This window comes from Thalassolituus pacificus, from assembly GCF_025318105.1.
Taxonomy (GTDB): domain Bacteria; phylum Pseudomonadota; class Gammaproteobacteria; order Pseudomonadales; family Oceanobacteraceae; genus Venatoribacter; species Venatoribacter pacificus.
Window position 1 is genome coordinate 251,565 of the sequence record NZ_JAOANI010000012.1, and the last position, 26,334, is coordinate 277,898.

Here is a 26,334-nt window from a genome sequence, read left to right on the forward strand (position 1 = left end):
ATCTCCTATTGCTGCAGCCGGTCAAGGCTGGCCTTAACCTGATCAAGACTTGGATCTAACAACAGGGCCTGCTCCCAACTGGCACGCGCTTCGGGTATCAGGCCCATTTTGTAATAGATACTGCCTTTCAGCGCATGGGCCTGAGCAGAATCTGGCAGGCTGTCCAATGCGGCATTGGTTTCGTCCAGCGCTTGCCAATATTGTTTTTTATAAAACAGTGATTGGGCATTAAGAATGTGTTTGGTGGTATTCTCTACCTGCTGATTCTTGTCTTTTTCCCGCTGCTGCGCTTCCTGATTTAATTGCGCGTGCGCAGCCTCAGCTTCTGAGTCATTAAGTGTTTCGGTAATATCTTCATTCGTTTCCGGCACAGCGTCATCTTCAGTTGTTGCCGGTTTCCCTGGTAAGTCCATGACGAACTTCACATCACTGTCACCGGCATCCAGCGTTAACAACACGTCATACCCTTCACCATAGCGGTGAATATGCATCAGACCATGTTGTTTTTTTGCCTGCTCTGCAATGTCGGATTTTGTCATCAGCTCTTCCGTGACCGCCTCAGTTTCGGATACCCAACCGGAATTTCCGTAGCCTTTAACAACCTCATTACTGCGCTGGTAACTGCACGCCGCCGGTAACAGCAGAATGGTCAGAAACAGGAGTTTCATTGATGCATTAAATTTCATCATCAGAATCGTACTCCCAGCGTCAGGTCATAGCTTGATCCACCGAATTTACCCGTTTCCTCATAACCGGATTTTTTCTCCCATTGCACATCGCTTTCCGGCAGATACGTCACACCAAAATCCATAAAGCCATCACTGAAGAATGGAAATTCGAAACCAAAGCGGAATACCAGCGAGTTCGCATCGTTAAAGAATGCCTGCCCTATACCCAAGTAAACCTTGGTATCGATTAATTTATCCATACTTGGAATGTCAGCAATAATCCGGCCTTCCAGATTAATACCGGAAACATTAAATAAGTCTTTATTGGAGAAATTGCGGAAGTATTCCACCGCCAGGGTATATTCGAGACTGTCATCCAAACTGGTGGTTTCACGCCGGCGCAAACCAAACACTGTCACGCCATTCACTTCTTCAGAATTATTGGTTACAGAATTTTTGCGGCTGCCATCAATGCCCCAGGCACCCACTGTAAATTCATAATTTGCTGAATCAAATCCTTGTTCCTCCTGCTCACGGGTGGTTTTTTTCGAATATTCCTTCAGCCACAACAGTTGGTTATTACGGCCATCCACCATGCGCAGGTTGATTGTGAACTTGTCGTCATGAACCGATGCATTCCAGAAAATAAACGCATCCGCACGAACATGCTTGGCCAGCGCGCGCAGCGCCTGGTTCGATTCTGCTGCATGGGATATTTCCAGCTTATCGGCGCGCATCGCTACCTGAGTAGTCCGGCACTCAATACACTGAATAACCTCAAAGCGTCCGCTTTCCATAATCCGGTGCATCAACTTATTTTCAATCATCAGATGCACCTGCTTAGGAATCTGACGATGCAGACGATCACCATTGTGATATAGGGCAACGCGGCGAATATTGGCATCCAGGTCGATTAACTCTTCCATCACCAGAGTTTTATCGTCGTCCAGCAGCTGCTCAAAGCCGGTATATAAAGAAGGCGCCTGAGAAGCCAGTGGCAACTCTGCTTTATTGTCGGCGCAAGCGATAGTGCTCAACAGCCATGTGCTGAGCACCATCAGCAGGGGTCTTAACAGGGTCGGGAATTTCATGCATTTTCCTTGTATCAGGAATCCTGATTTTTCTCCCCCCAGCTTAGTTCATATTTCAGAAACCGATGTTTTGACCGATACTTATACCAATTACTTAACAATAGTTAATCATAAATCCGCTATAACCAATGCCGTTATGCGCCAATTTTTTTACGATAAATACGCAAGACCCATTCAAGAATTTAACGGTTGTCGTTGTATATCAACTGAGCAATGAAGAAAGAGCGTCTTTTGACTTTTTTACGGCGGGAAACAAGCATAATTGCGGCAGAAAACCATCAAAACGTTTTCGTTCGTACAGTCGCCGTAAAGACGTCGCTGAGCGGAAATGTGCCCGTCAGCGCTGTTGAAATGCAAAGCCATCTCAGCACCTGGCTGCGATAGCTCTGCGGCAGGTTATATCGGATTACGGCGCTGAGTTTCAGTCACTTCGCGGTCGGTCTGTATTGCCAGGCGCAGATCGCGGGCTGAAATCCCCTGCACATCATGGCTCCACCACAACACCTCCAGCTTCCCCCAACTTAACGTCAGCTGTGGGTGGTGATCCTGTTGCTCGGCATGAACGGCAATACTGTTGGCCAAGTGTAACGCTGCACTGAAATCGTTCAGTTTGATACTGCGCTGCAATGCCGGAACGCCGGCTACCAGGGTTTGTGCCCAATGCGGATGCTCTGCCAGCCAGCGCTGCAGTTGCGGCTCATCAATACGGTCATCACTCATCGCCAATCTCCCTGAAGCGGAATCATCACATTAGCGGGAAAATCCGGATTTGCAGAGTCTTTTCTGCGCCAATGTCATTCACACGATGGGTTTACGACAGGCACAAAAAAAGGAGCCGAAGCTCCTTTTTTATTCATCGCGGTTTAACGCTTACCCGTCTTTGGTCAGACTTCGGTTGCGTTAATTTTGGCATACCAGGTTTGCGGACCGGTTTTGTGTACCGACTCGCCTTTGGTGTCCACCGCCACGGTTACCGGCATATCTTCTACTTCAAATTCGTAGATGGCTTCCATTCCCAGATCATCAAAGCCAACAACCTTAGCGCCTTTGATCGCCTGAGACACCAGATACGCCGCACCACCAACCGCCATCAGATACACCGCTTCGTTATCTTTAATGGCTTCAATGGCGATGTCACCACGCTCAGATTTACCAATCATGCCCAGCAGACCGGTTTTTTCCAGCACGGTACGGGTGAACTTATCCATGCGGGTGGCGGTAGTCGGGCCAGCCGGTCCAACCACTTCTTCGCGTACCGGATCAACCGGGCCCACGTAATAGATAAAGCGGCCTTTCAGATCGACCGGCAGCTCTTCACCTTTAGCGATCATATCGACCATACGCTTATGCGCCGCATCACGGCCGGTCAGCATCTTGCCGGACAGCAGGACGGTTTCACCGGTTTTCCAGTCTTTTACGTCTTCCGGAGTGATGGTATCCAGATTCACACGGCGTACGGAATCACCCACTTCCCAGGTGATCTGTGGCCAGTCTTCCACTTTCGGCGCTTTAAGAACCGCCGGGCCGGAGCCATCCAGTACAAAGTGAGTGTGACGGGTTGCTGCACAGTTCGGAATAATCGCCACCGGCTTGTTTGCCGCATGGGTTGGATAATCCATCACTTTGATGTCCAGCACGGTGGTCAGACCACCCAGACCCTGCGCACCAATGCCCAGCTTGTTCACTTTTTCGAACAGTTCCAGACGCAGTTCTTCAGCGCGGTTCTGCGCGCCACGAGCCTGCAGTTCCTGAATGTTGATTGGCTCCAGCAGCGCTTCTTTGGCCAGCAGCATGGCTTTTTCCGCCGTACCACCAATACCAATACCCAGCATACCCGGCGGACACCAGCCAGCACCCATTTTAGGCACCTGCTCCAGTACCCAATCAACGATGGAGTCAGACGGATTCAGCATAGCGAATTTGGATTTGGCTTCAGAACCGCCGCCTTTGGCTGCCACATGCACGTCCACGGTGTTACCCGGAACCAGTTTCATGTGAATAATGGCTGGCGTGTTGTCTTTGGTGTTGGCGCGTTTGCCATCCGGATCAGCCAGAACAGAGGCGCGCAGCACGTTGTCCGGATGGGTGTAAGCGCGGCGTACGCCTTCGTTACACATATCTTCAACGCTCATGTCGCCTTCGAACTTCACGTCCATACCAATGGTCAGGAACACGGTAACAATACCGGTGTCCTGACAGATCGGACGGTGGCCCATGGCACACATACGGGAGTTGATCAGAATCTGCGCCATGGCGTCTTTCGCAGCCTTGGACTCTTCGCGCTCATAAGCCGCATGCACGGCATCAATGAAGTCTTTCGGGTGATAGTACGAGATGTACTGCAGTGCATCAGCGACGCTCTGGATCAGGTCTTCTTGCTTGATCACAGTCATGACGGGTTCTCTCTCATAGGCTCGCGGGTGTAAAAACGCCCACGTCGGTGGGCGTTACAGTCGGCCTATTGTACCCCAACTACTGCCGGTCTAGAACGGCCACCACTCCTCGGCTTTAGTTCTAGGCTTGGCCTTGGCGCCGGACTCATCGGTTGTGCTGTCATCGGCAGCGCCCGGATTACCATCAAACACATGTTCCAGCATTTCATCTTCTGCCGGCGGACGAGGTTTCAGACGATCGCGGCCATGATGAATCATTTTGGTTACCGGCAATTCCGACAAGGCGATGCTGGGTGCAACCAGCTGCAAAGGGCCATCTCCCAGCGGGATTTCTTCAAGATCCGGCTGAATCGATGGCGGATCGATTTCGGAATAGCGCAGGTAATACACTTTGCCTGGCTTCACCTCTAACCTGAGCTGCGCCACGCGTTTAATGACGAATTCACCAACACCTTCCAACCCGAGCAGACCGCGGCGGATAACCACATCGTACTCACCGGGCTCCATTTCATACCAGGTGTAACCGCCCCCCTTGATATTGAACAGGCGCTCACCATCAACATTGAAGCTAGGGGTTTCCAGCTCATCCATCGACCATTGAGTCGCAGGACGGTAGACGTAGATTAATGCAGCATTTTCATAATCCCAGCGGTAACCGACGGGTTTGAAGTTCTGGCCGTCCGGCTCGGAGACATACGAGCCGAAACTGTCCCCGACAGACTGATGAATGGTACATCCGCCCAGCAGCAGTGAGAGCAGCACAGAAGAAAGACCAAGCGACACGATTCTTATCATTATTATTTTCCTGCCCGTGTTGGGTAAAAGCAGTACCTGACGACATAAGGCGCCCGCTCTGCAACGTTGTCTGCCAGAGCCTTGTGCCCGACAAAATTTACAACGCAAAACCGGCTGGCCAGTGTACATAAAAAACTCAGCTTGCTATGATGACATAATTACAAAAAATAACAAAAACAAAAGGGGTCAACACATGGAAAGATCCTGTTACATCACTGCCTGTATTCTGCTGACACTGACTGCCGCCTCCACACAGGCTGCACCGGTGAATGAATCCTATTATTCCGCTGATCTGGAAGACGCGGTTGCAGATGCCAAGCGCAATCCGGTCAACGACGAGTACGTCGGCCGCTCCTGGTATAACCGCACCACATCGAAAAGCTTCCCTCTGCCTAAACTGCTCAACACCGAAATGGATGCTGAGGTCATTGAAGGCGCAATGGGCCCGACCGCTGCCGGTGAAGCCGCCGCTCTTGAAGCTCAGCAACCCGTGCGCGATGTCGCTCAGGGTCGTAAGAGCAAGCAGGAAACGCTGGCCGAAGCCAAGAAAAAGCAGGATAAACCCGACGACGAGACCGTGGTTGAGCGATCAAAAGAAATCTATGTTCGCGAAGCCCGCTCAGAAAACAGCCGGGTCACGGATATCCGTGCAACCGTGACCATCAAGGCCAGCTACAAGCCCTGACTGTACCGGAGGTTGCCATGAAAAAAATCGTTATCGGTCTGCTGGGCATATCTGCTGCTTCCGCGCTGAGTCTGAGTGCGGTGGCAGCCAATCCACACGACGAGTATTACTCGAACGATATTTTTACTGCCATCGAAGAAGCCAGGCAGCGCACGCATCATTACGATTACAGCCATGCTCAGCGCTACAACCGCTCAACCTCACAAAGCATCCCGCTTTCACGTCTGCTGAACAAAGAAATGGCGCAGACCATTGTCGAAACACCTGACAGCATCGACGTCGACCCGCAAGCCCAGAACACAGAAAACCTGGACAGCGAAACCCTCAGCGCGCGCGACAACGAAAAACTTCCGACCATTGAAGCAGCACCACTGAGTCTGCCAACCAACGTCAGTATCGGCGCCACGACCGTTACCGTGACAGCACGCTGACAGCCAGAACTCTCTCTTCGGGCATGATCGCTTTTTGGGGTATTGCCGCTCACCAGACACAGCAAAAAACACGCACAGAAACGCATCACCCTGTAAGGCTGGTGCGGATTTTTGCGCGCAAAGGTGTCGCCAATTGCAACAAAATACGGTCGCGCTGCCAAAGCGTGCGGGCACCTGCGGTCAGCAGCGGCAGCATTGCATCCTGACACGCCAACAACGCTTCCAGAGCATCCAGCGCTGTCAGTGAATATTGCTGTGGCTGCGCAGCAAAACACTGCGCCAGCTTTTCTGCAACAGCGATCAAATTCTGCGTACCGGCGGTGGTGTTGGCATTAGCGCTGGTGTTGCTGCTTGTGTTGCCGTTGATGTCGTCATTGATGTTGAGTTCAGAAACGTCCTTCTCAGCAGAAATATTGGCCAGCAACCAGCCACTGAACGCCAGTGCCACGTGCACATCTTCCCAGTAACGGAAGGGTTTATTCAAACGCTGGTGAGCATTCTCGCAGCGATAGCCGGAAGTAATCTGTACGTCGTTAAAACGCACCGGCGTATGCGGCACATCCGGCAGAAATGGCTGCGCTTTACGAGCCGTTAATGCCTCAACACCATTCGCCCTGGCAGCAACCTGCACGCACAGCAGACCATCGTCACCGGCGGCAACCACATAGAGTAAATCAAGCCCGTTTTCTGCCAGCATGACATGGGATTTCTCACCGTTCAGGCAGCTTGTTGCAGCACTAAAACGGGTTTGCATCTGACTCAGAGAGCGCAACCCGGCTTCAGAAATACAGAACGCCGCCCAGGCATCAGCAGCAAGCGCCGGATCCAGCTGACGCATGGCGGCCTGATAGCCACAGAAAAACGCCGTCCCCGGTGTATCCGCCCGCAAACCGAGCTGCCAGGCCGTTGCAACAGACGTATGGGTAAGAAAAGACGTTGCCAGTTCGCGGCGCAACCGCACCGCGTCCCGGCTGAGCGACAGACGCGGAGCGCAAGCCCCGGTCTGCCATTGAGCACACAGCGACATTATTGCGCGCTGCCACCCAGAGCATTCTGGATACGGTCCAGACGAATCTGAATATCTTCAATCTCCAGCTTCATATCCGCCAGATTGCCACCGGCTCCGCTCTGACGCATCTTGGTCATCGCGGCTTCCAGCGACTGAATACTCTCGGTATTTTGCGCAACACGCAGTTCAGTTTCAGCCGGCATCGCCAGGACCTGCGCTTCTACTTTGGCAATTTTCTTCTTCATGTCAGCGAGGCTGGCATCCAGTTTTTTCTGCGTGGCGGCATCGCCAGCAGCGATCGCTTTCTGCTGTTTATCGGTATTGGCTTTCAGCTCTTTATCCAGACCGGCCAGCGATCCTTTTAAAGCCCCAATGGCTTTTTCATTGCTGGCGATATCCGCTTTATTGCGCTTATTCGCCACATCCCACAGCTTACGGATTTCGGTATCGTGCTCTTTGATAATAACCTTCAGAGCATCCAGCGACAGGTTGGCATTTTCACCGGTAACCGACAGCTTTTCATTCAGCACATTAATGTTGGCGGCCTGACTCTTCAGCACCGCTTCGGCATTGGCAAACTGACCCTGCAAAGTTTGCAGCTGCATAAACAAGAACGCAGCCAGCCCCCCCATACCTAAAGCAATCACCAGCGCGGCAACCGCCAGAGTTTGTTTCGGAGCCGGAGCGGTAACAGACGCTGTCGGGCCTGTTTTTGCTGCGGCAGCCCGCTGGGCTGCAATCCGGCGCGCCTGCAGTTGTTTCTGGCGCAGTGCAATATCTTCCTGTGACGGTTTCATATCCGGCATCAGCGGTTCTTTTTCTTTATCCATTTTTTGTCCCCACGAAAATATCATCATTATTATTGCGCCCAGTATAACGGCATCTGCCGTCAGTATAAATTCTGAGCGCTGTTATTATTTTCCACCGTCTTCCGCACGCATTCCGCCGGTTGCGTAACGATTGCGACACAGAAGACAGCAATCGGACAGAGACAGTCTGTTCAATACCCTTACAAACCGCATGAATAGCACCCTAAATACAGGGGTGCTATGATTCGGGCTCTAAAGAAGCTCTGTCCGGTTGAGCATTGCCATGCCCGATACTTGCAGAGCTTTGATAATCCAGCAAGACATATGCAACCCGACTCAGTAACGAATGGAGAGACACCATGGCATTTGAATTACCTGCCCTGCCGTACGCAAAAGACGCACTGGAACCGCACATTTCTGCCGAAACCCTGGATTTCCACCACGGTAAGCACCACAACACCTACGTTGTTAAGCTGAACGGCCTGATCGGCGGTACTGAGTTTGAAGGCAAAACTCTGGAAGACATCATCAAGACGTCTTCCGGTGGCGTATTCAACAACGCAGCGCAGATCTGGAACCACACGTTCTACTGGAACAGCCTGAGCCCTAACGGCGGTGGCGAACCTACTGGCGCGGTAGCAGACGCTATCAACGCAGCATTCGGTTCTTTTGCTGATTTCCAGGCCAAGTTCAACGATATGGCTGTTAACAACTTCGGTTCCAGCTGGACCTGGCTGGTGAAAAAAGCTGACGGCACTCTGGACATTGTTAACACCTCCAACGCTGCAACTCCGATCACTGAAGGCCTGACCCCACTGATCACTGTTGACCTGTGGGAACACGCTTACTACATCGACTACCGCAACGTACGTCCGGATTACCTGAAAGGTTTCTGGGCTCTGGTTAACTGGGAATTCGCTAACGCGAACTTCGCTGCTTAATCAGCCTTTGTGGTAAAAAGAAAACCGGGTTTTTACCCGGTTTTTTTATGTCTGTGACTCTGAGAAAACGGAAACACTATGAAGCTACTGCTCGCCTCCGGCTCGCCGTACCGCCGTGAATTACTGGCCCGGTTACGCATTCCCTTTGATTGCGCCAGCCCGGATATTGACGAGACACCATCGGCAGACGAATCACCACAGGATTACGTCACCCGTCTGGCACACGAAAAAGCCCGTGCATTAACCGCACAATATCCGCAACACTGGATTATCGGCAGCGATCAGACCTGTGTCTTAAACAACCAGATCTGCGGCAAGCCCGGCAACCACGACAACGCCGTAGCGCAACTGCAACGCGCCAATGGCCAGCGGGTCAGCTTTTATACCGGCCTGTGTTTGCTGAACAGCGCGAGCGGTGAATATTATTCACTGACCGAACCTTTCCATGTGCATTTCCGCAATCTGAGTCACGCGGAAATTGAGCATTACGTAGCACTGGAGCAACCATACGACTGCGCCGGCAGCTTTAAAGTAGAAGGGCTGGGGATTAATTTATTCGAAAAACTGGAAGGGCGTGATGGCAACAGTCTGATCGGTCTGCCATTGATCGGCCTGATCGATTTAATGCGCAAGGCCGGATTAAACCCACTGGAACTGGCGCAGTAATTTAAAGGGCGAAAAGTAAAAAGCCCCGAAAATCGGGGCTTTTTACCAGCAGTAACCGCAGGTGCTGTTAATCTTTCTTACGATTACCCGGTAATCCCTGGAACAGTTTTTCCAGTTCGGCGTCCACATCTTCGCGGCCTAATTTATCGGACAGGCTGAACTCCCAGATGCCGTTGTATTTATCTTCCGTCAGCTTACGGGCCACGCCGGTATTGTTAACAATGGTCGGACGCAGAAATACCATCAGGTTGCTCTTCACCTGTGTTACCGATTTCGATTTAAATAACCAGCCCAGCAGCGGAATATCACCCAGTAACGGCACTTTGCTTTCCACTTCACGGATATCATCACGAATCAGACCACCCAGTACGATGGTTTCTTCGTTCTCTGACAGAATCATGGTTTTAATCGAACGTTTGTTGGTGATCAAATCAGCACTGCCGTCGATGGTGGTTTGCGATACCGACTCGGCTGTTGCTTCCACTTCCAGACGAATCGCTTCGCCATTATGAATGTGCGGCTTAACCTTAAGCGAAATACCCACGTCTTTACGATCAATGGTGGTAAACGGATTGGTGTTGCTGCTGGAAGCGGTAGAGCCGGTACGGAACGGAACGGTCTGACCAACAATGATTTCTGCTTCCTGGTTATCCAGCGTCATGATGCTTGGCGTCGACAGCAGGTTGGTCAGGCTGTTGCTCGCCAGCGCCTGCAGAATCACACCAAAATCCACTTCGCCGTTCACTTCATGATAACCACCAATGGTCAGGCCGCTGCCCAGTGCAGATGCCGGATTACCGGTGGCAATGCCGGTGGCAATCGTACTCAGTGACGGGCCGGAATTAGAGAAGTTGGTGCCAGCGACCGGTGCATCCAGATTACCGGTTGCCCACTGCACGCCCAGCGCATCGGTGATATCGCCGGTGACTTCGACAATAGCCGATTCAATCAGGACCTGCGCACGACGGACATCCAGCGCCGCCACCAGTTCTTCCACTTCTTTCATTAATGATGGTTCAGCGCGAATAACCAGCGCATTGAGTTCTTCGTCGGCATGAATACCGGCTTTGCCTTTGGCCTGCGAGGCGTCTTTATCGGCGGCAGAAGAGGCGTCGGCGAGTAAATTTTTCAGCAGTTCGGCCAGTTTTTTCGCATCGGCATATTGCAGACGGATAACCTTGGCACTGCCGGAGAAATACGATGGCTGATCGAGTTCTTCAATTAATTTACGGACACGTTCACGCGCGCTTTTTTCGCCTTTAATAATCAGGCGATTACTGCGCTCATCGGCCACCACACGGATCGATCCGGCGGTATTTTCGTTGGCATTGGCGGCCGTACCCTGCGACACCTTAGCCGGATCGAGGCTCTGCAGCATGGTTACCACGTTGCCCACCCAGGCTTCTTTCAGCTGAATCACTTCCAGCTCTTCGCTGCCGGATTTATCCAGACGATCGATAATCTGTTCAATACGCTGAATATTGGCGGCGTGATCAGAGATAATCAGCGCATTCGCCGATTTAACCCCAGCCAGGTGACCGTATTTAGCCACCAGCGGACGCAGAATCGGTACCAGATCCAGCGCCGGAGTATTTTTAATCATGATGACTTTGGTCAGCATCTCCTGGCTGTCGACGGCAACACGCTCATCCAGATCACGGCCCTGCTGTTTCACATCATTCTGTTGCACAATCAGAATGACATCGCCGGCTGGTACAGCAACGTAACCCTGTACCTGCAATACTGATAAAAACAGTTCGTAAACGCCTTCTTGATTCATGGCTTCGCTGGAAAGCACGTTTACTTTGCCTTTTACCCGCGGATCAACCACAAAGCTCTTGCCGGTAATATCAGCGACCTGACTGATGAAGGCACCAATATCTGCTTCCTTCAGATTAATCTGCCAACTGTCCTGCGCGGCCTGTGCTCCGGCGCTGACCAACAGCATGATGACGAATGCCCACTGCTTTAACACACTAAATATCCTTTAATTAAGCTTGTGATTAACAACAAAGCGACTGTTGCCACGCTGCACTTCAATGCGCGCGTTGCCTTCACTGCTGACCTGTTGCAATAACTGTTGATCGCTTTGCGGATCACCCAGCGCCTGACCATTAACCGATAACACAATATCTCCGGGCTGCATCTGCAACGCCGTCAGCATAGAGCCCGGCTGCACACGATAGCCCTGACCGGAGCCAATCGCCTCCAGACCCATTTCACGCATCGCGCCTTCGGCATCGTTGGCAACTTCGTCGGTCACCACACTCATAAAATCACCGGGGTTACGCACCTGCTTAAAACGCTCACGCAGGGAACCGGAACGGCGGGTATCGGCACGCGGAGCCGCCACGGCTCTGGCGCTGATGCCAGCGTTGGATTCTTCATCAAATTTCAGGGTTTCCAGCTTGCCGTTGGTGTCGAGGATGACTTTGTCGTCATAGACACCGGCCAGACGCGTCCGTCCCTGCACCGCATCTCCGATGCGGTAAAATTCTCCCTGGCCGCCTTTCGGCGCAATGATGGCACTGGATGCTTCATTGCTGGTGCTGCGGGTTACACCCAGTAACTGCAGGCGCAGGCGGGTATCGGGGGCATCCACTTCTTTTGCCACCGCCTCCAGCGGTTCGGCACTGACATCACCAAACAGATGATATTGGCCCGTTCCGGCTAATGCGCCGCCCTGTGACTCGCCCCTGGCCTGCGATGGTGCCTTCAGCAGCAGCGGCTCCGGGGCAACAATCAGCCAGGTCAGATGCGCAAGCTGCCAGGATAACAGGACCGTAAGGGCTGTCTTACCCAGCACCAGCGTCCAGCGCTGCCAGCTCATTAACTCAGCCACGTTATCTGCCAAAACGTTCGTACTCCGTAAACGAAGCGCCCAAGGTTACAGAACCTTATGGGACACTTCAAAAATTACTGTTTCTTCCGTGGCTTCGGCGGGCCACTTCTGTCCTAACACATCCAGAAAGCGCCGACGGATAGCGATACCACCCCAACCATCCTGCTGCATAAAGCCCTGAATCAGCGCCTGGCCTTCGGTGGTTTCGACGTTTAATACGGCTTTTTCCGGCTCCATACCCAGCGTGCCAATCAGCATCGGCATGGTCGCACGGATGGGCTTGTTATCCACCGGGAAGCTGACCTCGCCGCCACTGTACACCAGACGGCCAGAGACATCTGCAAACTGACGGGTCTGCAGATTAACGCTGGCTAATAAGCGGTTCAGCTCAAACTCACCGGCAACCGACACCCGGTTGCGATTCAGCAGTGGCTGGATCTTATCGGCATTGAGATAGCCATCGGCACCCAGTATCTGCACTTGCTGATCAAGGCCAACGCGGACGGCGCTTTTTAAACGCACGCCATCGCCCATAACCCGCACATTGAGATCGGCATGGCCGGTCAGCAACGCCAGAGGGCTAAGCTGCCAACGGGCATCGAGACTGCCCAGATCCCGCAGTTGCGGAACAGCGAAACGCAGACGCCCATCCCACAACGTACCGGACACCTGTTCAATTTTTAACGGCAAGCGCCCGGCCTGCGGCTCAACATAGCGCCAGACAAAGTGCAGCGGGGTATTGATGACGAGAACAAAAATGAAGGTTAAAACGCCCAGCACTACAAACCAGCGGGCCGCCCAAGTGGCTTTGAACATGGTATTTGTCGTTATCCCTGAAAATATCAGCGGGTCATTCTACTCAACGGGGGCGCTAAATCTAAAGGAGCAATATGACATTACTGTAAAAAAGCCGGAGATTCTTACAGAACCTCCGGCATCGGACGTCAATTCCGGCGCTGCGACGGGGTTATTCCACCAACACGCAGCGCACCTGAACTCTTATTGCGCTAAGGCGACACCTGCGCTGCCGCTGCCATAGGTAAAGCTGGCCGACGTCATCCGCGGCTGATTATCCCGCGCTTCGATCACAAAACGGTATTCGCCCCCTGCTACCGGGTTATACCAGCGGCTTTCGTATTCCGCCATGCCGTTGTCGCTGTCATCGAGATAGCGTACTTCGATATCGTAGCCATCATCGTGCACCGGTTCGCCATTAATAATCAGCTGCTGCCACTGGTCACCGACTTTATGCTCGACACGCACCAGGCGCTGATCAAAGGCAATCTGATCCGGCCCGATGTCCTGCCACTGTACTGCGACGTAGCTTTCTTCATTTGGTTCTTCGGCACTTACCTCATGCGGAAGCTGCAGCCACTCGCGCTTGCCATTGCTGACAACAGCCTCCGGCAGGAAGTGGTTAACCTTCAGCTCATAACGCCATTCCGGTGTTAATTCCTGCACGCGGCCATCCTGCAGAAAATCCTGTGCCAGCGTACCCAGCTGCGCTGCCAGATAAGGCGTGGTGTACTGGCCATATAAGGTATGACCGCCTTCGTAATTCTGACGCGAGTATTCTTCCGGCGTGGTGGTGTAGCCAAAGTAACCGTTGGCGTTGCTGGCCACCCAGACGTATTTCACCCCCTGCCCGACCGCAGTAAAAGCGTCACTGACGGCGGTTGAAATCCGGCGACCGGATTCAGTCGTGGTTTCAAATGGCAGCGGCAGAATCACCATGTCGTTAATGCGCAGCAGCTGGAACATGACGGTATTCGGGAAGCTGTCTTTGGGCTCCAGCAGCGGCTGCAGGAAAGAGAACCCCAGATGGCGTTTGTTACCCTGACAGCCATCTTTAAAGAACCACCAGCGACGCGCCATCACATTGCCACCGTGGAAAAACGGAATCGCGCTCAGCCACGGTGTACGGCGCTCATAAGCACCCGCCGCGACGGTGTTGCCTACCGCTGCGTCATGGCAGATTTCTACGTCACCGGCTTTGGTGTGCTCACGGATATTCAGCTCGCGCGCGGCACTGGCCAGCTGAATATCGCTGCTCAGCTCTGAGCCCAGTGCTTCAAACAGACTGATGGCTTCGCCACCGATACCCTGCCCCAGTTTTTTCGCGGCCTTCCAGTCGACATCAAAATGGCTGAAGTAGTTATCACCATGTTCTTCCAGTGCCGGTGCCATATCACCCTGAGTACCGGTACTCAGCGCATGCACAACCGGCCATGAGGTTTTGTAGCGGTCGCGGATTTTCCACTCAAGATCCTTCTGCGCATAGGCAAACAGGTCAGCGTTATACACTTCAACCGGTACGCTCAGCGCCGTGGCATGTACTGAGAAACTGGAGAAGGCACCCAGCGGTTTATATTTTCCGTCATCGTCGCGCACATCCACCCGCACCATATACAGCGATGGGTTTACCGCCTCAAATTTAGCCTGTGGATCATCAAGCTCCACACCCTGTACATCGTTATTCAGCACATAAGAATCCAGGGAGCGGTTACGGTTGTAGCCGTAAATGTCTTTTTTGCCGGTGGCGATTTTAGCCGGACGACGCGATTCATAAGCCTGAATAATGCCGGCACTGATCCGGCTTGCGGCAAATTCAAGAAAGTCGGGTTCGAGCCACTGGCCGCTGGACATGTGCTTGTTATAAAAATCGTTATCAAAGAAATTCACCGGCGCCGAATGGCTGTGGGAAGCCGTAATGGCAATATCGCCTGGCTTAAGCCCGGTTTTTTCCGCTACCCGCGCCGCAACTTCGTGCTGCAATAATAACGATGCGGCGGTCAGGTCGGTCTGCACCAGCGCCACGGACTGCCCTTTACCATCATTGATGTACACCACCCGCGCTTTGATGCGGGTACGGAAGCCCTGGCCACGGTTGGCCATCACCGAATAGCCACCCATCGGCATACCTGGCGGCGGCGTAATATCGACCGATACCGCACCTGCCGTCGGCACTTTTTCTGCCGCGATGTTATGAGCGGAAGGTTGCTGAACAAAAATTTCCTGAGTAGCTGCGCAGCCCGTCAGCGAGACGAACACCAACAGCGAGAGAAGAACACGCATGAGAACGACCTTTATTGTTATTGTCTTGCAATTGTGTACTTTTGTACCACACCACTATTCAGTGGTCACTATCCAAATCCGCCAGAGTGCTGCCAATCCGCGAACAGCCTGACAGACAACACGACGAAGCGGTTGCCGCTCAGATTACTTGTTTCGTCAGCGGAACAGTGAAATCGATACATTTCTGATTTCTGTATCAATTTGTATCTATTATCATTCCGCCTTTGCGAACAGGACGTCCGGAGCCTTTATGCGTTTTACCCCTTTTATCCCCGCCCTGCTGGCTTTTACCTCGGCACTCAGCGTTGCCGCGCCGCGTGATATCTATGACAGCGACCACAACGGTCTGATTGAAATCGAAGATCTGCAGGATCTGAACGAGATCCGCAATAACACATCGGACGAGCACCCAAGTGAAATTCACGGCACCCATCTGTACGGCGCCAATGGTGGTTGCGCGGCCAGCGGCTGTAATGGCTACGAGCTGACCCGCGACCTGAATTTCGACACCAACGGCAATGGCCGCTTCGATGAAGGGGATCAGTTCTGGAATGACGGCAAAGGCTTTGAGCCGATTGGTAACTTCAACCTGAAGTTCGCCACAGAATTTCATGGCCAGGGCCACGCGTTACTCAATCTCACGATCAATCGTCCCGGCGAGTACTTCACCGGACTGTTCGGCTATCTGGAACTCGCCAGCATTCATGACCTGAAACTGACCGCTGATATTAAAGGTGGTGGTAACTCCGGGGCATTGGCAGGCTATGCCTGGAGCAGCCTGTTCCAGAAAATTCAGGCCGAAACAAAAGTAACAGCCACCGCCAGCGAAGTACAAAACTGCCAGCCATTCTGCGATGCCCGTGACAACGGCGGCCTGATCGGTTCAGGTGTAGAGCTGACCATTAACCGTATTCTGTTGAAAACCACCGTCAGCGGCGAAGAAAACAGCGGCGGACTGGTTGGATACCTCAGCGACAGCAATGTTGATGAAGCAGGCGTACAGAGCAACGTCAGCGGTGATCAAAATATCGGTGGCCTGGCTGGCAGAATGACAGCGACCTCGTCCACCAGCCCGAGCATCAGCAGTACGGTTAAACGCAGCTTTGTCGCCACCATTGCCAGCGGCCGGACCCAAATCGGTGCTCTTGCAGGCGCCATGAACAAAACTGACATCAGTGACTCCCTGGCCAGTGGTACGGTCAATCTCGACGAACAGATTTATGCCCGTGCAGGTGGCATTACAGGCTCTATGGAAGACAGCTCGCTGTTACGGATTATCAGCACCGTGCGCTTACCAGAGGACAGCGACACCACCCGCTTTATCGGCGCTCTGACTGGTGAAAGCGGTGGAATGACGCTGACTGATGTAACAGACACCCACGCCGCCCGTGATCTGGCCAAGCGTGCCGAAGGTAAAGGATACGGTTCCCTGATTCCTAACCAGAACTTCGATCTGGCTCATATCCAGTGCGCCAGCGCCGCTGATGCCTGTGATGGCCTGCGGTTCAGCGATTGGGATAAGAGTAAAAACAGTAAGAATGAAACACTGTGGGTGTTTGGCACTCAGGAACAGGCACCGGGGCTAAAACTCCCGCAAGCCATGTTAATGGATGGCAATGCTGATGGCATTATCGATCCTGCCCCTGCCGATCCTGATCCAACAGAACCAGGCAAAAAATCCGGTTCCTCCGGAGGTGCCCTGATCTGGTTACTGGCGCTGGCTGCGGTTGTCCGTCGCCGTCGCTGACAACCCACCCGACAGCACAACCCCCTTGCCCTGATAACATTCAGGGCAAGGAACGCTCTCCCCGCACCAGCTTCTCTTTTTCTGTTTTAGGCAGTTTCTTTACCCGCATTTCCGCACGCAACGCATCGCCATGTGCGCCCACCGCAGTTTGATAAACCAGGGTCAGAGGCCCGCGACCACGCAGGGCTCGGGCGGTTTTAGCGCCATTAGCACAGTGCTCGGCAAAGCGCCGTTCAACATCGGTGCTGATTCCGCAATACAACTGACCACTGGCCATACGGACCAGATACAGGTTCCAGTTAGAATCAGAATCCAGGGGCGACAGAGACACAATAATTCCTCACGGTGGCAGGCTGAATGCAGACAGGTTCAGAGCCTGAACAGACTAATTTAACAGGCCCGGATAAAAAGCCGTATCATACCGGTGCATCTGTGAATATTTCAGAGATGCTCCGACTCTCACCAAACCATCAATAAGTTGTAACACTATGCATGCTGTTTTCCGTGATCCCATCAGTGGCCTGACGCATCTGGCTGGTGCTGTTTTTGCTATTGTTGCCCTTTGCATTCTCGCCGCTCAGGCTGCCATGTACGGCGGCGTCTGGCACATGGTGTCTTTTATGATTTTTGGCGCCACACTGTTGCTGATGTTTGCCAGCAGTACGGTGTACCACCTGATACACGCCTCAGAAGACGTGATTCAGTGGCTGAAGCGTATCGACCATATGGCGATTTTTCTGCTCATTGCCGGTACCTATACGCCGATTTGTCTGGTACCACTGCACGGCAGCAGCGGCTGGTGGCTGTTTGGCGTGGTCTGGGCGCTGGCGCTGACCGGTGTGATTCTTAAACTGGTATGGATCAGCGCGCCGCGCTGGTTCTCGACGGTGATTTATGTACTGATGGGCTGGCTGGTGGTGTTTGTTTACCCGCTGCTGGATCAGATTCCTGCCGACGCACTGAAATGGATAACCTACGGTGGTCTCAGCTACACCATCGGCGCAGTGGTCTATACCACCAAATGGCCAAATCCCTGGCCAAAATGGTTTGGCTTTCACGAAATCTGGCATTTATTCGTGATCGGCGGTGGTTTCTGTCATTTCTGGGCCATCGCCTTTCATCTGGCCAAAGTACCGGTCTGACAGCATTTTTACAGCAGCGCTGCGAGACAATGAGCACCATCACCAACATTAGTAAGGCGACCCCCAAGTAACGCATGAACGATATTACCGACCCGCTGTTTATCAGCCACAGCGTCAGCATTCCCTGGTCTGACATCGACATGACCGCGATACGCGCCCAGGGCGCCGGCGGTCAGAACGTGAATAAAGTGTCCAGCGCTATTCATCTGCGTTTTAACGTTCAGGCATCCAACCTGCCGGAATTTTATAAAGAGAAACTGCTCGCCCTGAGTGATCAGCGTATGACCCAGGACGGCGTTATTATTATCAAAGCGCAGCAATACCGCACCCAGGAACAGAACCGACTGGATGCTCTGACCCGCTTACAGCAATTAATTCAGAGCGTAACCAAAGTTCAGGCCAAACGCATCGCCACCCGTCCGACGCGCTCTGCGAAAAAGAAACGGGTCGACAGTAAAACCAAACGCGGTGCGATTAAAAATATGCGCGGCAAGGTGAAGGATTTCTGAGAATTACGGATGCCTATCTGGAACTGCTCCGGCTCGGACGCTGGCTGGATAAAAAAGCCAGCGAACGCTTCACCAGCCCAGGCCGCTAGCAGGCATAAAGTTTAAGCCCGCGCTTTGCGCACCAGGTCGTAAGCGGTCTGGATTTCCTGGGTTTTTTCTTTCGCCAGCTTCATCATTTCTTCCGGTAAACCTTTGGCCACCAGTTTGTCGGGATGATGCTGATTCATCAGCCGGCGATAGGCTTTTTTCAGCTCTTCATCGGAGGCTTCCGTCTTTACGCCAAGCACGGTATAAGCATCGCGCAACTGGCTTTGTGGCTGCGCGCCCGGCCGCGACTGCTGCTGGCGCTGACCGGCACCGCGCATCGCCGCCTGTACCCGACCATTAATCCATTCAAACTGAAAAGCCCCGATATCCAGCGCGCGACAGATGCGGTCAAACAGACGCCGTTCCTCGATCGACAGGCGGCCATCGGCATAAGCTACGCTGAGCTGAATTTCGAGAAACATCTGCGCCAGTCCGGCACGCTGAGCGAACAGCTCACGCAGGCGGTTCAGGTCGGGCATTAAATCGACATCCGGGTCTTTGCCTTCGGTAAAAAACTGGATGGCATTGGTGCGTTGCGGTCCGCTTAATCCCATCTGATCCATGATATGGCTGGCGGCATCAATTTCCTGCTCGCTGACCCGGCCATCGGCCTTGGCCAGCCGTCCCATCACACGGAAAGTCGCGCGGAAGAATACCTGCTGCACCTGCGCCCTTTCGCTGCGCGGCCCGGTCGATTCAACCGCACTCTGACCCAGCAACATTTTACCCAGCGTCTGATCAAACAGATGCCCGGCAAAGGCACCCACCAGCAAACCAAAAGGGCCGCCGCTGAAAAGACCAATCACCGCACCCATTGCTTTACCAAACCAGAAATTCATAAAGCCGTCGTCCGCAGATAATCATCCAGTTCTGTCAGCCGCTGTGGCGTACCGACATCCACCCAGCGTTGACGCAGGTGAGTGCCACCCACTCGGCCGGCGTCCATCGCCCTTCGCAGTAAGGGTGCCAGTGGAAATGCCCCCGCTTCCTGAGCGTCAAACAATTGTGGCCGCAACACACTGAGACCACTGAACGTCAGACGATCATGGTGAATATTCCCGCCACTCAAAACCCTGCCATCACGCAGGGTAAAATCACCTGCGGGATTATGTTCCGGGTTATCCACCAGCCACACATGCGCCAAATCATTCGCCAGTGAAACCTGCAACGCCTGCTGGTAATCCCAGTCGGTCCAGACATCACCATTCACCAGCAAAAACGGCTCCTGCCCTGCTGCGGTTAACAGCGGCAGTGCATGTAAAATACCGCCGCCGGTTTCCAGTGCTCTGGCCTCCGGCGAATACTGAATCTGCGCACCCAAAGCCGAACCATCGCCCAGCTGTTGCTCCAGCATATGACCGAGCCAGGCGTGATTAATTACCAGTTCAGTAATACCGGCGGCCACCAGTTTTTCAATGTGGTGAACAATCAGCGGTTTACCCGCCAGCGGCAGCAGAGGCTTGGGGCAGTTATCGGTCAGCGGCGCCATCCGGGTGCCGCGACCGGCGGCGAGAATCATGGCTTTCATTCGGCGCTGCTGTCTCGACGCTGATCAGCACCTGCGCTCGGCAAAGTATCCAGCTGCGGGATAAATACATCGGCCAGCCACTGATGGAAGGCCGTGCATTCTTCATAACGGCCGCTGATATCCAGCAGGTACTTACAGGTATTGGGAATATCCGCCAGATAACCACTTTTACCGTCTCGCAGATTGAGTCGTGCAAAAATTCCGGCAGCCTTTAAGTGACGCTGCATCCCCATGAAATCAAAATCGCGCTGGAACTGATTCCATTCACCCAGATAAATCCCCTGCGGTCGTGCCTGCTCCCAGTAATACGCAGCCAGTTCATCGACCAGCGAGGTCGGCCAGCGTACATAGCAATCACGCAGCAGCGATACCAGATCGTAGGTAACAGGCCCGGCGACGGCATCCTGAAAATCAATCACACCGAGCGAACCATCCGCACGCAGCATCAGATTACGCGAGTGATAATCGCGATGTACCGCCACCACCGGCTGTGCCAGCGCATTGGCTTTTAATAAGGCAAAGGTGTCGGCCAGCAGCTGTTCTTCTGCACTGCTCAGTGTCATGCCCAGTTGCTGCACACAGAGCCAATCGCGGAACAGCGCCATTTCCTGATCCAGCAACGCTGCATCGTAAACGGGCAGATCGGTTGTCGGTAATTCCTGAATATGCAGCAACTGGTCGATGGCCTGCTGATACAGGTGCTGTACCGCTGTCGCACTGACGCCATCGGCGTGCAGGGCGGGCCACAGCATCTGGTCACCAAAGTCTTCCAGCAGCATAAAACCCTGATCAAAGTCGTGGGCCAGCACTTTGGGAACAGCAACATCATGCTTATGCCAGGCTTGCGCTATGCGCACAAAACGTGGGTTATCTTCCTTATCGGCTGGCGCATCGACAGCGATCCAGCTGTGGTTAAAACAACGCAGACGGAAGTAACGCCGGAAGCTGGCGTCGCCGGATACCATGTCCATTTCTGCGGTCACATTAAATTCAGAATGCTGGCGAATCATCGCCACCGCCCATTGAGCGAGATTGTCCCGCCGCTGATCCATGCTGGCCTCTCAGGGTTAGTCGTTCTAGAATTGGGCGCCTTGCGCGGCACCCCGGTTAATAAGTTACTGTGCGCGTTAAGATAACATACTCAATATGGATAGGCGCTACAGCCGCACATGACTCAGATTTGTCCTTACATTCAGCGCCTGGTTCCCGCATTCCTGCGCCGTACTGCCACCCTGCAGCTGCCTGGCACCCTGTTTGGCGGCGCGCTGGTCAGTGCGGTAGTGCTGCTTCCGGCCAGAGCAGAAGAGCCGTTCAGTGCAGCACCCAGCATCAATACCAGCACGCACCCACTGAGCTGGTACGACCGCACCGAGCTGAACGAAGAAGAGCAACAGGCGCTGCCAGAATTCTGCAGCGGTAATTATCGTATTCCGGCCATTACCGCGCTGGATTCTGACCGCATAGAAGCAGAAGCGGATAATTCCACGTTAAATAAAAACGGCGACACCGAAATGAGTGGTGACGTGTTGCTGCAGCAACAGGACCGCGTATTGCGTGCCGACCGTGCCAGCTGGTATCAAAGCCGCGGCTACGGTGAGTTTCATGGCAATGTGTCACTGCAGGCACCTCAGGTTGTGCTGCAGGGTGAATCGGCGAGCATCAGCCAGAACGATGGAGAAGTGCATTTTTACGATGCGGAGTATTCCGTACCGGAACGTCATTTCCGGGGTTCCGCTGGCCATATCGAAACCCTTGAAGCCGGCCAGATTAATTTAACCGACGCCACCTTTACCTTCTGTGAGCCCGGCCAGAACGACTGGGACCTGGCCGCCAGCGAGCTGCACCTCGACCAGAATAAAGGCATCGGCAGCGCCTGGCATACCCGTGTGCGCGTGGCCGAAGTACCGGTGCTGTATATTCCTTATTACCGCTTTCCCATCGGCGACCAGCGTATGACCGGTTTCCTCGATCCGAAATTCACCCTGAATGAATTCGGTCAGGCGGAAGATATTCAACTGCCGTTTTACTGGAACATCGCCGCCAACGCCGATGCCACCATTGTGCCGCATCATATTCTCGACCGCGGCATGCTGTGGGAAACCCAGCTGCGTCATAAAACCCGCTGGCTGGGTGACGGTGAGCTGAATTATGGCTATCTGAATAAGGACGCCACCGAAGGTGAAGAACGCTGGCTGGTGAATTATCAGCAGTCTGGACAGCTGGGAGCTGGCTGGCAGCACCGCTGGGTGTACAACAACATCAGCGACAAAGACTACCTCAGCGATATGAGCCCGACCGCGGCCGTCGACCGCACCACTCACCTGCCACGCCGCGGTCAAATTCTCTGGGATCAGGACAGCTGGCATTTTGATATTACTGCCGAAAGCTTTCAGACCATCGACGAAACCATCGCCCTCGGCAACCGGCCTTACCGCCGTCTGCCGCAGCTGAACCTGAGTTATCAGCCGCTGGTGATCAACGCCCTGCAGATTCAGCAACGCCTGCAGACCACGCGTTTTACCCGCGAAGACGAAGCCATTATCAACGACAGCGAACAAACCCTCAGCGGCTTTGCTGCCCTGAATGGCGACCGTCTGCTGTCCGACACCAGCATCGCTTATCCGCTGGAATGGCCATTCGGCTTTCTCCGCCCCAAAGCGGAATACCGCCAGCGTACCTATAACCTCACCAACGCCGACGACACGCTTACCGACACCGAGCTGGACGTCAGCCAGGGAACCGGCCGCTACAGCGTCGATGCCGGTCTGTTTTTTGAGCGCGAATTCAACTGGTTTGGCAGCGACTATCAGCAGACACTGGAGCCACGTCTGTTCTGGGTGAAAAGCCCGTATCTGGCCGGGCAGGATCAGATTCCTAATTTTGACAGCACCAAAACCACCGTCACCTACGCCAGCCTGTTCAACGGCGACCGTTTTACCGGTGGCGACCGTCTGGCCGACCTTGATCAGATCAGTGCGGGTCTGACCACGCGCTTTATCCGCGATGACGGTCTGGAACAATTCCGCGCCAGTGCCGGTCGTATCTGGTACAACAAAGACCGTCTGGTGCAACTGAGCGGTAGCGCCATCCCCGACGCAGATACTCAGGCCACATCCAGTACGCTGGGTGAAGTGGAGTGGAACCCGGATGAAAAGTGGTCGCTGTACCACACGCTGGAATGGGATACCTATGAAGACTTCGCCCGTCAGCGCCGTTATGGTGTGCGCTTTGAAGGGTTGAATAACCGCTTCCTGAACGTTGCCACCAATACCGTGCAAAGTTACAACAACACAACCGACAAAGTGCTGACCAGTACCAAGCAGCTGGATGCAGGCTTTTTCTGGTCGCTGACCGACCGCTGGGCACTGGTGGGACGCCAGCTGCGCGATTTGCGCACTTATGACAGTAACAGCAGTGAAAAACGCCCCGTCAGCCCGGTACTCGAGTCCCTGGCCGGCTTCGAATACCAGAACTGCTGCTGGCGGGTACAGATGCTGTACCGCGAAAGTTCACCCAAAGATACCGATGCTGATGCCGAATTCAGCACCGACAAACGCTACGGCTTTATGCTCAGCATTCAGCTCAAAGGTCTCGGCAGCTTCGGCAGTGGCACCGACGACATTATCAGTGAAGGCATAACCGGATACTCAAGACGACAATACCATGACTATTAAAACCCTCCTGCTCAGCAGCATTTTTGCTCTCGCCAGTCAGCACGCACTGGCCGCTCCGGTCCCCATTGATCAAGTGGTGGCGGTTGTCGATGACGACATTCTGATGGCCAGTGAACTGGCCGAACGCATCGATAGTGTCACCCGCCAGAATGCCGGTGGCGCACTGCCACCAGCCGATGTGCTGCGTGCTCAGGTGCTGGAGCGCATGATTCTGGAAAGCGTTCAGTTGCAGATGGCTGATCGTGGCGGTATCCGCATCAGCGACGCCCAACTGAACGAAGCGCTGGGCCGCATCGCCGCACAGAATAATATGACCCTGCCGCAATTCCAGAAAGCGATGGAAAAAGAAGGCGTGTCCTTTGCCAGCGCGCGCCAGCAAATTCTGAATGAAATGCGCATTTCCCGCGTACAGCGTTTTCAGGTGGGCGAACGCATTCAGATTACCGATCAGGACGTCGATTATTTCCTCGCCTCCGATCTGGGTAAGATGGCCTCCGCCGCGGAGTACAACCTCGGCCATATCCTGATTGCCGTCCCCTCTGAAGCCTCACCGGCCGATTTGCAGGCCGCCGAGAAAAAAGCTCAGGCACTGGTTAAGAAACTGCGCAACGGTGCCGATTTTCACCAGATGGCGATTGCCGAATCCAGCGGTCGCACGGCGCTTGATGGTGGCGATCTCGGCTGGCGTAAAGAAGCTCAGCTGCCGGGCATTTTCGCCCCGGTTGCCCCTAAGCTGCAGGTTGGCGGCATTTCTGATCCGATCAAAAGCGCCAGCGGTTATCACATCGTTAAACTGAAAGATAAGCGCGGCGGTAATACCCAACTGATTACCCAGACCAAGGCCCGTCATATTCTGATCCGCACCAACGAAGTACGCGATCAGCAACAGGCTGAAGAACTGATCAACCAGCTGTATCAGCGCCTGCAGGCCGGTGAAGATTTTGCCACTCTGGCACAGGAATTCAGCGACGATCCGGGCAGCGGTGCCAGCGGTGGTGATCTGGGTTGGGTGAATCCGGGTGATATGGTGCCGGAATTTGATACCACCATGCAGGAAACCGCGGCCGGTAAAATCAGCGCTCCATTCGAGAGCCAGTTCGGCTGGCATATCCTGCAGGTTGAAGACCGTCGTCAGACCGATGTCGGCGCCGAAAACCAGCGCAATCAGGTACGCCAGATGCTCTACAGCCGCCGTTTTGAAGAAGAACTGCCCATCTGGCTGCGTAAAATCCGCTCCGAAGCTTACGTTGATATTAAGGAGCGTCCATGACGCTGCGTCTGGCCATCACCGCCGGCGAACCCGCCGGTATCGGCCCGGATCTGTGCATTCAGATTGCGCAACAACCACACAGCTGCGAACGGGTGGTGATTGCCGATCCGGGTCTGCTGGAAGAACGGGCAAAACTGCTCGGTCTGCCACTGCGCCTGCGTGAATTTGATCCGGCCAGCCCCCCGGTTGCCAGTGGCGCCGGTGAGCTGACCGTCTGTCCGGTCAGCCTACACGCCCCGGTGCGTGCCGGACAGCTCGACAAAGCCAACAGCGCCTATGTGCTGGAAACCCTGCGCGTTGCCGTTCAGGGCGCACTGGATAAGCACTGGGCCGGAATCGTCACCGCCCCGGTGCACAAAGGCATTATCAATGACGCCGGTATCGCCTTCAGTGGTCATACCGAATACTTCCGCGATTACTGCGGTGTCGAAGAAGTGGTGATGATGCTGGCCACCAGCGATCTGCGTGTTGCATTGGTAACCACTCACTTACCGCTGCGCGCCGTCGCCGATGCCATCACCCCGGATCGCATCAAACGCGTCACCCGTATTCTGCATCACGACCTGCAAACCTTCTTTGGTGTCGCCAAACCGCGCATTCTGGTTGCCGGTCTGAATCCGCATGCCGGAGAGGATGGCCATCTTGGCCGTGAAGAGCTGGGTATTATTATTCCGACCCTCGACCAGCTGCGCGACGAAGGCATGGATCTGATTGGCCCACTGCCCGCCGATACCCTCTATACTCCCAAGCATCTGCAACAGGCGGACGCAACCCTGGCCATGTATCACGATCAGGGCCTGCCGGTGCTCAAGTTTCATGGCTTCGGCCGCGCCGCCAATATCACTCTGGGACTTCCCGTAATCCGGACTTCGGTCGATCATGGTACGGCGCTCGATCTTGCCGCTACCGGGCAAGCCGACAGCGGCAGCCTGCTGACCGCCATCGAAGTCGCACTGCAAATGGCAAACTGAT

25 protein-coding genes are annotated in these 26,334 nt (G+C 54.0%); 10 read left to right on the forward strand and 15 right to left on the reverse strand.

From position 1 onward, the window contains the following. Positions 1 to 5: 5 nt before the first annotated feature. The 5 genes from NYR02_RS04125 to NYR02_RS04145 form a co-directional block, all read right to left on the reverse strand. Positions 6 to 689: a tetratricopeptide repeat protein gene (locus NYR02_RS04125; protein WP_260975128.1), complete on the reverse strand. Its 684-nt coding sequence runs from the start codon at positions 687 to 689 to the stop codon at positions 6 to 8. After that, on the reverse strand, positions 689 to 1,759 hold the full coding sequence (locus tag NYR02_RS04130; RefSeq protein WP_260975129.1) for a hypothetical protein: 1,071 nt from the start codon (positions 1,757 to 1,759) through the stop codon (positions 689 to 691). The genes NYR02_RS04125 and NYR02_RS04130 overlap by 1 nt, the downstream gene beginning before the upstream one ends. Before the next feature lie 396 nt (positions 1,760 to 2,155). Next, a complete protein-coding gene (locus NYR02_RS04135; RefSeq protein ID WP_260975130.1) occupies positions 2,156 to 2,479 on the reverse strand; it encodes a 4a-hydroxytetrahydrobiopterin dehydratase in 324 nt (107 codons plus the stop codon). A gap of 164 nt (positions 2,480 to 2,643) precedes the next feature. Beyond that, a complete protein-coding gene (locus NYR02_RS04140; RefSeq protein ID WP_260975131.1) occupies positions 2,644 to 4,152 on the reverse strand; it encodes a fumarate hydratase in 1,509 nt (502 codons plus the stop codon). 90 nt (positions 4,153 to 4,242) lie between these two features. Beyond that, complete coding sequence (locus tag NYR02_RS04145) at positions 4,243 to 4,947, reverse strand: DUF2846 domain-containing protein (RefSeq protein WP_260975132.1); 705 nt, start codon at positions 4,945 to 4,947, stop codon at positions 4,243 to 4,245. A 193-nt stretch (positions 4,948 to 5,140) separates the two neighbouring features. Between NYR02_RS04145 and NYR02_RS04150 the strand changes: the two genes are divergently transcribed. Together NYR02_RS04150 and NYR02_RS04155 are read left to right on the forward strand one after the other, a co-directional pair. Then, positions 5,141 to 5,632: a hypothetical protein gene (locus tag NYR02_RS04150; protein WP_260975133.1), complete on the forward strand. Its 492-nt coding sequence runs from the start codon at positions 5,141 to 5,143 to the stop codon at positions 5,630 to 5,632. 17 nt (positions 5,633 to 5,649) lie between these two features. Further along, positions 5,650 to 6,063, forward strand: a complete 414-nt coding sequence (locus tag NYR02_RS04155; protein WP_260975134.1) for a hypothetical protein — start codon at positions 5,650 to 5,652, stop codon at positions 6,061 to 6,063. A gap of 85 nt (positions 6,064 to 6,148) precedes the next feature. Here NYR02_RS04155 and NYR02_RS04160 read toward each other — a convergent pair whose 3' ends face one another. Together NYR02_RS04160 and NYR02_RS04165 are read right to left on the reverse strand one after the other, a co-directional pair. Then, the gene (locus tag NYR02_RS04160; protein ID WP_260975135.1) at positions 6,149 to 7,090 is read right to left on the reverse strand and encodes a hypothetical protein; all 942 of its coding nucleotides are present in this window, start codon (positions 7,088 to 7,090) and stop codon (positions 6,149 to 6,151) included. Next, positions 7,090 to 7,902, reverse strand: a complete 813-nt coding sequence (locus NYR02_RS04165; protein WP_260975136.1) for a hypothetical protein — start codon at positions 7,900 to 7,902, stop codon at positions 7,090 to 7,092. The genes NYR02_RS04160 and NYR02_RS04165 overlap by 1 nt, the downstream gene beginning before the upstream one ends. 338 nt (positions 7,903 to 8,240) lie before the next feature. Between NYR02_RS04165 and sodB the strand changes: the two genes are divergently transcribed. Continuing rightward, positions 8,241 to 8,822, forward strand: coding sequence for a superoxide dismutase [Fe] (gene sodB, locus NYR02_RS04170; RefSeq protein ID WP_260975137.1), 582 nt, complete (start codon positions 8,241 to 8,243; stop codon positions 8,820 to 8,822). Between the two features lie 78 nt (positions 8,823 to 8,900). Further along, positions 8,901 to 9,488, forward strand: a complete 588-nt coding sequence (locus tag NYR02_RS04175; RefSeq protein WP_260975138.1) for a Maf family protein — start codon at positions 8,901 to 8,903, stop codon at positions 9,486 to 9,488. 67 nt (positions 9,489 to 9,555) lie between these two features. Here the strand turns inward: NYR02_RS04175 and gspD are convergent, their stop codons facing one another. The 4 genes from gspD to NYR02_RS04195 form a co-directional block, all read right to left on the reverse strand. Next, a complete protein-coding gene (gspD, locus tag NYR02_RS04180) occupies positions 9,556 to 11,463 on the reverse strand; it encodes a type II secretion system secretin GspD (protein ID WP_260975139.1) in 1,908 nt (635 codons plus the stop codon). A gap of 12 nt (positions 11,464 to 11,475) precedes the next feature. Beyond that, the gene (locus NYR02_RS04185) at positions 11,476 to 12,342 is read right to left on the reverse strand and encodes a type II secretion system protein N (protein WP_260975140.1); all 867 of its coding nucleotides are present in this window, start codon (positions 12,340 to 12,342) and stop codon (positions 11,476 to 11,478) included. Positions 12,343 to 12,375: 33 nt separating this feature from the next. Beyond that, on the reverse strand, positions 12,376 to 13,146 hold the full coding sequence (gene gspN / locus NYR02_RS04190) for a type II secretion system protein N (protein WP_260975141.1): 771 nt from the start codon (positions 13,144 to 13,146) through the stop codon (positions 12,376 to 12,378). Positions 13,147 to 13,329: 183 nt separating this feature from the next. Continuing rightward, positions 13,330 to 15,405: a neutral/alkaline non-lysosomal ceramidase N-terminal domain-containing protein gene (locus NYR02_RS04195; protein ID WP_260975142.1), complete on the reverse strand. Its 2,076-nt coding sequence runs from the start codon at positions 15,403 to 15,405 to the stop codon at positions 13,330 to 13,332. Positions 15,406 to 15,655: 250 nt separating this feature from the next. Between NYR02_RS04195 and NYR02_RS04200 the strand changes: the two genes are divergently transcribed. Then, complete coding sequence (locus NYR02_RS04200) at positions 15,656 to 17,152, forward strand: hypothetical protein (protein ID WP_260975143.1); 1,497 nt, start codon at positions 15,656 to 15,658, stop codon at positions 17,150 to 17,152. 40 nt (positions 17,153 to 17,192) lie between these two features. Here the strand turns inward: NYR02_RS04200 and NYR02_RS04205 are convergent, their stop codons facing one another. After that, positions 17,193 to 17,483 (reverse strand): GIY-YIG nuclease family protein, encoded by a 291-nt coding sequence (locus NYR02_RS04205; protein ID WP_260975144.1) that lies wholly within the window; start codon positions 17,481 to 17,483, stop codon positions 17,193 to 17,195. 157 nt (positions 17,484 to 17,640) lie between these two features. Between NYR02_RS04205 and trhA the strand changes: the two genes are divergently transcribed. Beyond that, positions 17,641 to 18,294, forward strand: a complete 654-nt coding sequence (gene trhA, locus NYR02_RS04210) for a PAQR family membrane homeostasis protein TrhA (protein ID WP_260975145.1) — start codon at positions 17,641 to 17,643, stop codon at positions 18,292 to 18,294. Between the two features lie 74 nt (positions 18,295 to 18,368). Continuing rightward, positions 18,369 to 18,803 (forward strand): alternative ribosome rescue aminoacyl-tRNA hydrolase ArfB, encoded by a 435-nt coding sequence (gene arfB, locus NYR02_RS04215; protein ID WP_260975146.1) that lies wholly within the window; start codon positions 18,369 to 18,371, stop codon positions 18,801 to 18,803. Between the two features lie 101 nt (positions 18,804 to 18,904). Here the strand turns inward: arfB and djlA are convergent, their stop codons facing one another. The 3 genes from djlA to NYR02_RS04230 are packed head-to-tail and all read right to left on the reverse strand — an operon-like array spanning position 18,905 to position 21,470. After that, entirely contained in the window at positions 18,905 to 19,729 is an 825-nt protein-coding gene (djlA, locus tag NYR02_RS04220; RefSeq protein WP_260975147.1) for a co-chaperone DjlA, read from the reverse strand. After that, the gene (murU, locus tag NYR02_RS04225) at positions 19,726 to 20,418 is read right to left on the reverse strand and encodes an N-acetylmuramate alpha-1-phosphate uridylyltransferase MurU (RefSeq protein WP_260975148.1); all 693 of its coding nucleotides are present in this window, start codon (positions 20,416 to 20,418) and stop codon (positions 19,726 to 19,728) included. Before murU ends, djlA begins: the two co-directional genes overlap by 4 nt. After that, positions 20,415 to 21,470: an aminoglycoside phosphotransferase family protein gene (locus NYR02_RS04230; RefSeq protein WP_260975149.1), complete on the reverse strand. Its 1,056-nt coding sequence runs from the start codon at positions 21,468 to 21,470 to the stop codon at positions 20,415 to 20,417. The genes murU and NYR02_RS04230 overlap by 4 nt, the downstream gene beginning before the upstream one ends. Before the next feature lie 117 nt (positions 21,471 to 21,587). On the opposite strand from NYR02_RS04230, the gene NYR02_RS04235 reads away from it, so the two are divergent. From NYR02_RS04235 to pdxA, 3 genes are read left to right on the forward strand one after another with little or no spacing between them, the layout of a single operon-like run. Next, positions 21,588 to 24,092 (forward strand): LPS-assembly protein LptD, encoded by a 2,505-nt coding sequence (locus NYR02_RS04235; protein WP_260975150.1) that lies wholly within the window; start codon positions 21,588 to 21,590, stop codon positions 24,090 to 24,092. Beyond that, on the forward strand, positions 24,082 to 25,362 hold the full coding sequence (locus NYR02_RS04240) for a peptidylprolyl isomerase (RefSeq protein ID WP_260975151.1): 1,281 nt from the start codon (positions 24,082 to 24,084) through the stop codon (positions 25,360 to 25,362). The genes NYR02_RS04235 and NYR02_RS04240 overlap by 11 nt, the downstream gene beginning before the upstream one ends. Beyond that, positions 25,359 to 26,333: a 4-hydroxythreonine-4-phosphate dehydrogenase PdxA gene (pdxA, locus tag NYR02_RS04245; protein ID WP_260975152.1), complete on the forward strand. Its 975-nt coding sequence runs from the start codon at positions 25,359 to 25,361 to the stop codon at positions 26,331 to 26,333. The genes NYR02_RS04240 and pdxA overlap by 4 nt, the downstream gene beginning before the upstream one ends. Position 26,334: the final 1 nt, after the last annotated feature.